Raw genomic sequence first — 7704 nt, 5'->3', positions numbered from 1 at the left:
GATGCCGGGCATCGCTGGAACGACAGGGAGATAAATATCCATCGCCAGTGAAGCGAGGATGTCGAAAGGAGCCATCAGCAGCAGTGCTGCCGGCAGCGTATAGGCCCACGCGGGGCGTTGTTTTTGTTTATCAGTCATTTATGTGTTTTTCTATTCCATCAATAATTGATTTCCAATCATCAACGTGTAATTCGTGTCCTGTACCTTCAAGGGTGATTAGATTTGAACCTTTTATTTTTTCTAGTAAAAAACCTGCATTCTTATAATGCCAAATTTTGTCGTCTGTTCCGTGGATAATTAAGGTGGGTTGTTTGATTTCGTTTAATCTGTTCCAATATTCTTCACCACCACCACCTTGCGATGCAGCGTGATTGAACATACTTATATAATTGTTGGCTCTATTGAACTCAGCTCTTATCAGTTTTTCACTTCTTTGTTTGTCAAATTGTTTCTTGCCACTCATTAATTCTGCACCCTGAATTAAATAGTTTACCACACTGTCTTCATTTGTCCAATTGACTGTACCTGCTTTACTATGGAAATCTAAAATACTCGTGTCCATTTCAGGTATAGTTGGGTCTGAGTCTCCCCAAGGGCCTGATGACATAAGAGTTAAGGAGTTAACTCTGTCGGCAAACTTTATTGATGCTATTTGAGAAATTAGTCCGCCCAAAGAAATCCCCACAAAATGTGCTTTGTCAATCTTGTAGCCATCCAATATTGAAATAGCGTCATTAGTTAAGTCAACAATATCGTATGGAGTAGAACCTGGTTCATAATTAGTGGATTTTCCTACATCTCTGTTGTCGTAACGAATAACAAAAAATCCTTTTTCAGATAATTGTTGGCAAAATTCAGTGTCCCAATACAGCATTGATACGGTTGCACCTGCTACCAAAAGGATTGCTGGATTTTTCTTATTTCCAAAACTTTCCGTACAGAGTTCAATGCCGTTTGTTTTAATTATTTTCTCTTTCATTTCTGTTTTCCTTTGTTTGCAACTGATTATTATCAGTCCTAAAATTAATATCCAAAGTAGTTTTTTTTTCATTTATCAATGTTTAACTGTTATGCTGGTATCTTTCACAATGCCCGCTAACGTTTTCGGGCTTTGCGAGGGAGCGGATTTTAGCATAAGACTTCCAAGCGAAGACGGAACTTTAAATATAACAAAAATCTTTGAACGGAAACAATAACCCGCTCTCTTGCAAAACCGATGTTATCGGCTTTACTTCATTAATTCAATAGTTCGTTCAATATTTATTTCTTGTAAGAACGTTTTATCGTGGGAAATTACAATTAAAGTTCCTTCATATTCATTGATTGCATTGGTTAAAATTTCGATGTTTTGAAGGTCTAAATTATTGGTAGGTTCATCTAAGATAATAATGTCGGGAGATTGATTAGCAATGTTTAAACAACACAACATTAACCGCATTCTTTCTCCGCCACTCAATGTATGACAAGGCTTATCCCAATCATCTTTTGAAAATAAAAAACGGTCTAATCTGATTTTTACTTCGTGTTCCTGAAGGCCGGTTTGATTAAATTCTTGAGCTTGTTCATAAATCTGTAAATGATTATTGATTAAAGAATAATCTTGGTCAATATAAACAGAATGACTTTCAGCAATAAATATTTTTCCTTCCGTTGGTTTAAGTTTTCCGAGTATTATTTGGATAAGTGTGGTTTTTCCTGTTCCATTTTTTCCGTTGATAGCAATTCGTTCACCGCTGACAATTTGAATGTTTAGAGGTTTCTCCCATAATAAACCTCCTGTTTTATATGCGAAATTGATATTTTCTGCTATAAACAGATTTTTACCTTTATGAAGATTGGAAGAATCAAATTCAAATTTCATTTGTTCTATATCAGAAACGGAAAGCCTCAAATCTTGAAGTTCTTCTTTTATACCATTAATTTTATCTGAATGAACTCCGGCAATTTTTGCTGAGCTTCTTTCAGCATTATTCTTCCAAGCATCTGATACTATCTTGGGAAGTCCAGCTTTTCCTAAATTCTTTTTTGCTCGAACATCTAATTTTTGTTGTCGTTCAATTGTTTTTCGCTCCTTTTCTTTCGCCTTTCTAAGTGCTTTTTCTTTGCTCTGAATATCTTGACTTAAGGCGTTTTGTTCAATTTCTTTTTGCTCTTTATAAAATTCATAGTTTCCGCCATAAACTTTAATTTCATTTCTGTTGAGCTCACAAATAGGATTTAATAACTGAAGTAACTCTCGGTCGTGGCTAACGATTATAAAAGTTGCTCTTGAGGTTTGAATAAAATCGTATAGTAAGTCTCTACTGGATTTGTCAAGATGATTACTGGGTTCATCTAATAAAACAAATGATGGTTGATGAATAAATATACCTGCGAGAAAGACTTTTGTTTTTTGTCCTCCACTTAATTCGCTTAATTTTTGAGATAGTGATAAATCAGAAATATCCCAATAGCTTAGGGCTTCTTGACATTTTTCTTCTATCGTCCAATCGTCATTTAAAAGGCTATAATTCTTTTCATCTACACTTCCGTTTAAAATTTCGTGTAAAGCATTGAGTTTGGTTTCAACTTGTAAGGCTTGGGCAATTGTCAAATCATTAAACTGACCGAAAATTTGAGGAATATAATAGGGTTTGGTTTCGGAGGAAATTTGTCCGTCATCAGGTTCTAATTCCTTGGCTATAAGTTTGAGTAAAGTAGATTTTCCAACACCATTATTGCCAATTAATGCAATTTTATCGGAATGGTTTACTGTCATACTTAAATTAGTAAACAGCGTATTTTTATTGGGATGTGAATAGGATAAATTTTGAATCGTAAGCATAATTAATTTCTTTTTGAGTTTAACAAAAGTGGGAGCCCAATTTTTTGAGCTGATTGTTAGATTGTCTAAGAAATTAATTTTTACATTTTCTGCTTACTTTTTATTTATGTTGCAAATATAATATTTTTTCTGAACTACTTTATTTCGTATTGCCGATAACATAGTAATTTACGAAGTAAATAATAGAAAAGTTTCGTGAAATATTCCCTATATCCGTATTTCGTGTAATTACTTTGTTAAAAGTAATAAATTCTTTGATAGTCTATATTATCTAAATAACATTTGTATGAATAGCGAGGTTTTTATTTAAAATTTTTAAATTCTCAATCATGGATCACGAAACTCTACAATTGATACTTTATTAATCTATTTCATTACTTAACATAATTCTTATTATACACCAAAGATTTTTAGGTTAAAACACTGATATTGTGAGAGTACCGTTTTGGATAAATTATTTTATAGCTAAAACTACTCTGAAAGGTGCATTTTTACGTTGAGAGAGGATATTCAAATCGGTCAACAGGTAGTGTAAAAATTTATAAATTTTTATTTATTTCATCTAAAATAGATAATTGATTTATAGAAGCTGACTTTTGTTTTTTGATTTCCTTTTCAATTTTTATTAAATGGTCGTTTCCGTGCTGAAAAAGTATATATTCTATATACTTTTTTAAGCTCATTCCGTTAGCACTTGCAAGAATTGATAAACGTCTTTCAGTTTCCAGATCTAAATCAATTAACTTTCTTTTCATTACATAAAGTTAAAATTGCCACCACTTTTTTTTCTTTTCCTGTACTTGTTTTGGTTGGTTAGATTCTGGCTCTTTTTTAGGAGCTTCCAACAGGAGAATTGTCTTTTGTAAATCTATTATTCTACCCTCTTTTTCTTGTAAAAGCAACTCTTTATTTTTTAATTCTTGTTCAAATAAAGCAAGTTTTGTCTTTAATGAGTTTACATCTTCTTGCCTCTGCCATATTTCGGCTATGTCATACTTTTGCCTCTGTGGTTTCTTGATATCTTTTAGAGGTTCGTATATAGAAAATAAGTAATTAACTTCTATTAATACTTTATTCCCTTTTTTTTGTAAGTATGGTACAGATTCAGAGTTAGCGAACAATCTTCTTATTGTCCTCTCGCTTTTTCCTGTTTTTTTTACAGCTTCTTTTACATCTATGTAATTCATAATAACAAAAGTTTGAAACTATGACAAAAGTATGTCAAAATATATAGATGACATACTTTTGTCACCCTACTTTTTCATGTGTTTTTGTTCAAAAATCTGCTCAGCTTTGTGTTTCAATGAACCAATAAGATATGCTTTTAGATTTTTGATTTCATATAGTACAGATTGAGCTTTTAATTCGACCAAGAAATCCAATAATTCTTCTTCGGACAGATGGTTGTACAAGCTTTCAAATAAGCTAAGATTGTTGTTTAATTCCTTATTAGTAAAATCGTAATTATATTTTAAATAATCTTCTATGTTTTTAGGGATAAACCAACGATTTGACATTTGTTTCATTGTTTTTTGTTTCTTCAATGATTCATCTTCAAATTGTGGTTGATGAATCGGAATAAAACGAATGCCTGTAATTTTACGACCTGTTTTTATTGTTTCATAATGAAAAGTATAAGGACTACATTTATCAAGTTCTTTTTTTGCAGGTTCGATAACTTTTTGAATAAAACCACCCGTTAACTTGTATTTATCAGCAATATTAAATATATCTTTTAATTTATCTATTGAATAATTAATAGGAGTTTTCTGATTAGATAATAATTCGTAAAAACGCATAGTATATACACTTTCAAATTCCATAGCTACTTTAAGTTCATACTTTTTAAAGCCTTTTGAAAAATCTAAAAATGCTTCTACTATTTTTGGATTTATTCTGAAAGTAGCAATCTCTGTATTTTTCTTAATTTTAGGCTCTGAAATTACTGAAATTAACTCCCAATCATTTTCATCTTCATACTCAAAGAATTTTTTAGCTAAATTTCTTAAAGCTGATTTTATTCGAATATGGTTAGTATCTGTTTCGTTTTGTAAAAATAATTTAATAGGCATACTAACAATGCTAGTATTTTGATTGTCTTGTTCAATAACTATTTTGTCTTTTAATTTTTGATTTTGTATTAATCCTTGAAAAAGCTCTACAAGACGATAAAGAATACGTTTCTCGTAAACAGAATAATCATATTTAGCAGTCGTTAAGATGTAAGACTGTAATACTTCTTTATTATTAATTTTAGACATAAGTTATAGTATTGAAAAGTAAATTTATATAAATACTATAACTTACACAAATATAAGTTATAGTATTTATTCAAAAAGTTATAGTTAACCATTTTCTATTTATTCAAAAAGTTATAGTTGTTTATTCAAAAAGTTATAGTTAGACTTTTTAATACCCTTGCAATATATATGATATATAAATATATATCCGTTTTTTGTCGAAAGTCGATAAGTAATGTTAGATAAGCTATGTTTAATTAATACAAAAACATGGTAATTTTTTAGTTTTTAAGGGTGTGATTTTCTTCAAAAAATCACTTTTGGGAGCTTGCGTGAAATGCACTGTTTTCGTTAGAGTGGAAAAACAAAAACAAATTGACGTGACTTTTTTATGCGCACCAGGGGGGGGGCGGATTTTTTATTTTTGATAAATTTATCTAATTTAATTAACTGATTTTTAATTCATTAATGTATTTTTGTTGCTCAAATTTAATGTTTAACCATAAATTTGAAAGCGAAACGATTTTAAAACGGCTTCTTTTGAGGTCGTTTTTTTTGCGTTTTAAGACATTTTATTTTTAATCATTAGGAAATTATAGCAAAAAGTATTTAAAGCTATTTAAAGCTAAATATTAACTATCCACAAGCTTATTCACTCCTTAATTTGAGTTAAAAACAAGTGGCTTTTTAATTATTAGATAAAATAACAATGAAGAATTACCAAAGTAAAACAAATCAAAAGAAAACAAAGGTAAGTTTCGCACCATTAAATTTTAGCATAAAGCCGTTTCACTTTTTATATAAAATTTAGTGATGCTGCACTTGTTGAAATGGCTTTCTTTTTTTTCGTTTTTTCTTTTCTAAAATGGTTTTTTTTAAGCTAAATTTTCTTAAAAAATATCTTAAAATTTCAATTAGATGCAAGATATGGATTTGTGTAGACACTCAAATCACAATATTGCCTTTTCAGAAAAAAGGAAAGTAAAAATCGGAACTCTTTTTTACGTGAAATTTGATAGTAATTGTGAGTAGCGAGAGGGAACTCCACACGATGGAGTTATAATATTGGTTATCATTGATTTAGTATTTTTAAAAAAATTAAATGTATGTTTTTTGTACATACATTTTAGTTTTTTTTCTTATATATGATTGCTAATCAATTTTTTATGTGTGTAATTATCTACATACATTTTGATATTTACTAATTTTGGAGAAAATTATATACAGAGAAAAATCGATCAAAATTGAGTATTCCGAATGAAAGTAGGAATAGCAAGCAGTAATCACGGAGACCGAGATTGGTTTTTATATTCCTATGATTTACAAATTGTTATAAATAATAATACATACTTTATAAATTAAAAAGTATGTATTATAAGTGTAACTTGTTGATATATAATGTTGTTAACTTACTCTCTAAAAGTATGTTTTTCAAAATAAGCAAGTAGTATAAAATGCATCGTTTTATTAATTTTTATACTAAAATCAGAAAATAGCAAGGTGTGTTTTTTGTTGCAAAAAACTTAGGATAATGACATGAAAAAACCTCCAAATGGAGGTTTATATTTTACATAAAAGGTGTTATAGCTTTTACTGAACCGAAGTTGTACGCTGTCTTTTATTCTTTACATAAATTTTCTCTAAGGATTTGTCCAATCCAACTTATACTAGCTACAATTTCAAAATCTGTAATTTCTAAACGATCTGCTAATATTTCATTATCTGATGGAATATATTTATCTCCATAATATTTTTCATCACCAACTTTAATATTGGGTTTTGTTACTCTGATTTCCATTAAGCCATATGATACAAATTCAGAACCACCATTGTCTAATTCCAATTCTTCAACATCATTTTCTATGAAAAACATTAAATCAGGCAACGGAGTTTTTTCAATAATATTTGTTCCTGTAATGAATTGGTCATAATCAATTTTTTTCTCTAAAAATGATTTAAAAAGTAAACCAGTAAGTGATGCTTTGTCTGTGTCTTCACACTTGTCAATAATAAATAATAATTTTTCGCCAACTTTTGTTCTATACTTTAAATCTTCTTCTATTTTATTAATTTGTTCTTCTATTTTATTTTCAGAAATTGATTTTAGTTCATATAAAAATGTAAGAATTTTTTTAAGAAATAGCTTATCCTTGATATTGGTTACTGTATTAAAAGTTCCTATAATTGTTGAAAGTAGTGGGACATCTTTTAGTAATCCTTCAGCAATATTTGAATCAATTACCACTTCAGTTAAGTCTTTGGTAACAGCTTGAAATTCTTTATCTTTTATGACTTGAATAAGATTTGTACCGAGTGAACTCATTTAATAATTTAGTTTTAGTAAGGTTGCGTACAACGGGAAACGCATTGGCGAAGTGGCGGATAAATTGAACCGAAAGTTCAATTTAGCAGTGACGTAGCCGATGTGTTTCCACAGAAGCTAAATTATTAAAAAAAAGCTGAATGTGGGACACATTCGGCGGAATAAAAAGCACAAAAGTTGAATTTTGAACTTAACCCGCCATTTTGCCAATGCGATGTTGAACTGAACAAGGGAAATGAGCGGTATCCTGCCAGACAGGATACCGACATTCACGAGGTTTCGATGGTTAGTGCGCCGCATCGGAGCGGGCCTGCTAC

6 protein-coding genes and 1 pseudogene are annotated in these 7704 nt (G+C 30.0%); all 7 read right to left on the bottom strand.

The genetic code is table 11. The features are described 5' to 3' along the window. Positions 1–130: 130 nt before the first annotated feature. Positions 131–979, bottom strand: a complete 849-nt coding sequence (gene estT, locus FTV32_RS15235; protein WP_185148407.1) for a macrolide hydrolase EstT — start codon at positions 977–979, stop codon at positions 131–133. A gap of 249 nt (positions 980–1228) precedes the next feature. Beyond that, complete coding sequence (abc-f, locus tag FTV32_RS15230; RefSeq protein ID WP_179991659.1) at positions 1229–2824, bottom strand: ribosomal protection-like ABC-F family protein; 1596 nt, start codon at positions 2822–2824, stop codon at positions 1229–1231. Positions 2825–3363: 539 nt separating this feature from the next. Further along, positions 3364–3579 (bottom strand): hypothetical protein, encoded by a 216-nt coding sequence (locus FTV32_RS15225; protein ID WP_150433344.1) that lies wholly within the window; start codon positions 3577–3579, stop codon positions 3364–3366. A gap of 9 nt (positions 3580–3588) precedes the next feature. Next, positions 3589–4011: a hypothetical protein gene (locus FTV32_RS15220; RefSeq protein ID WP_150433345.1), complete on the bottom strand. Its 423-nt coding sequence runs from the start codon at positions 4009–4011 to the stop codon at positions 3589–3591. A gap of 66 nt (positions 4012–4077) precedes the next feature. Continuing rightward, entirely contained in the window at positions 4078–5085 is a 1008-nt protein-coding gene (locus tag FTV32_RS15215) for a replication initiation protein (RefSeq protein ID WP_150433346.1), read from the bottom strand. Between the two features lie 1597 nt (positions 5086–6682). After that, a complete protein-coding gene (locus FTV32_RS15210) occupies positions 6683–7387 on the bottom strand; it encodes a hypothetical protein (protein ID WP_125112982.1) in 705 nt (234 codons plus the stop codon). 201 nt (positions 7388–7588) lie between these two features. Next, a pseudogene (locus FTV32_RS17565) lies at positions 7589–7687 on the bottom strand (LysR family transcriptional regulator); the annotation flags it as partial. Positions 7688–7704 lie beyond the last annotated feature (17 nt).

Source organism: Acinetobacter sp. YH16032 (assembly GCF_013417345.1).
Lineage (GTDB): Bacteria > Pseudomonadota > Gammaproteobacteria > Pseudomonadales > Moraxellaceae > Acinetobacter.
This window is presented reverse-complemented; position numbering and strand designations above follow the sequence as displayed.

What these genes read in the sequence shown, in the direction of transcription:
- estT (WP_185148407.1), bottom strand. Translation starts at nt 979, where the DNA reads ATGAAAGAGAAAATAATTAAAACAAACGGCATTGAACTCTGTACGGAA.
- abc-f (WP_179991659.1), bottom strand. Translation starts at nt 2,824, where the DNA reads ATGCTTACGATTCAAAATTTATCCTATTCACATCCCAATAAAAATACG.
- FTV32_RS15225 (WP_150433344.1), bottom strand. Translation starts at nt 3,579, where the DNA reads ATGAAAAGAAAGTTAATTGATTTAGATCTGGAAACTGAAAGACGTTTA.
- FTV32_RS15220 (WP_150433345.1), bottom strand. Translation starts at nt 4,011, where the DNA reads ATGAATTACATAGATGTAAAAGAAGCTGTAAAAAAAACAGGAAAAAGC.
- FTV32_RS15215 (WP_150433346.1), bottom strand. Translation starts at nt 5,085, where the DNA reads ATGTCTAAAATTAATAATAAAGAAGTATTACAGTCTTACATCTTAACG.
- FTV32_RS15210 (WP_125112982.1), bottom strand. Translation starts at nt 7,387, where the DNA reads ATGAGTTCACTCGGTACAAATCTTATTCAAGTCATAAAAGATAAAGAA.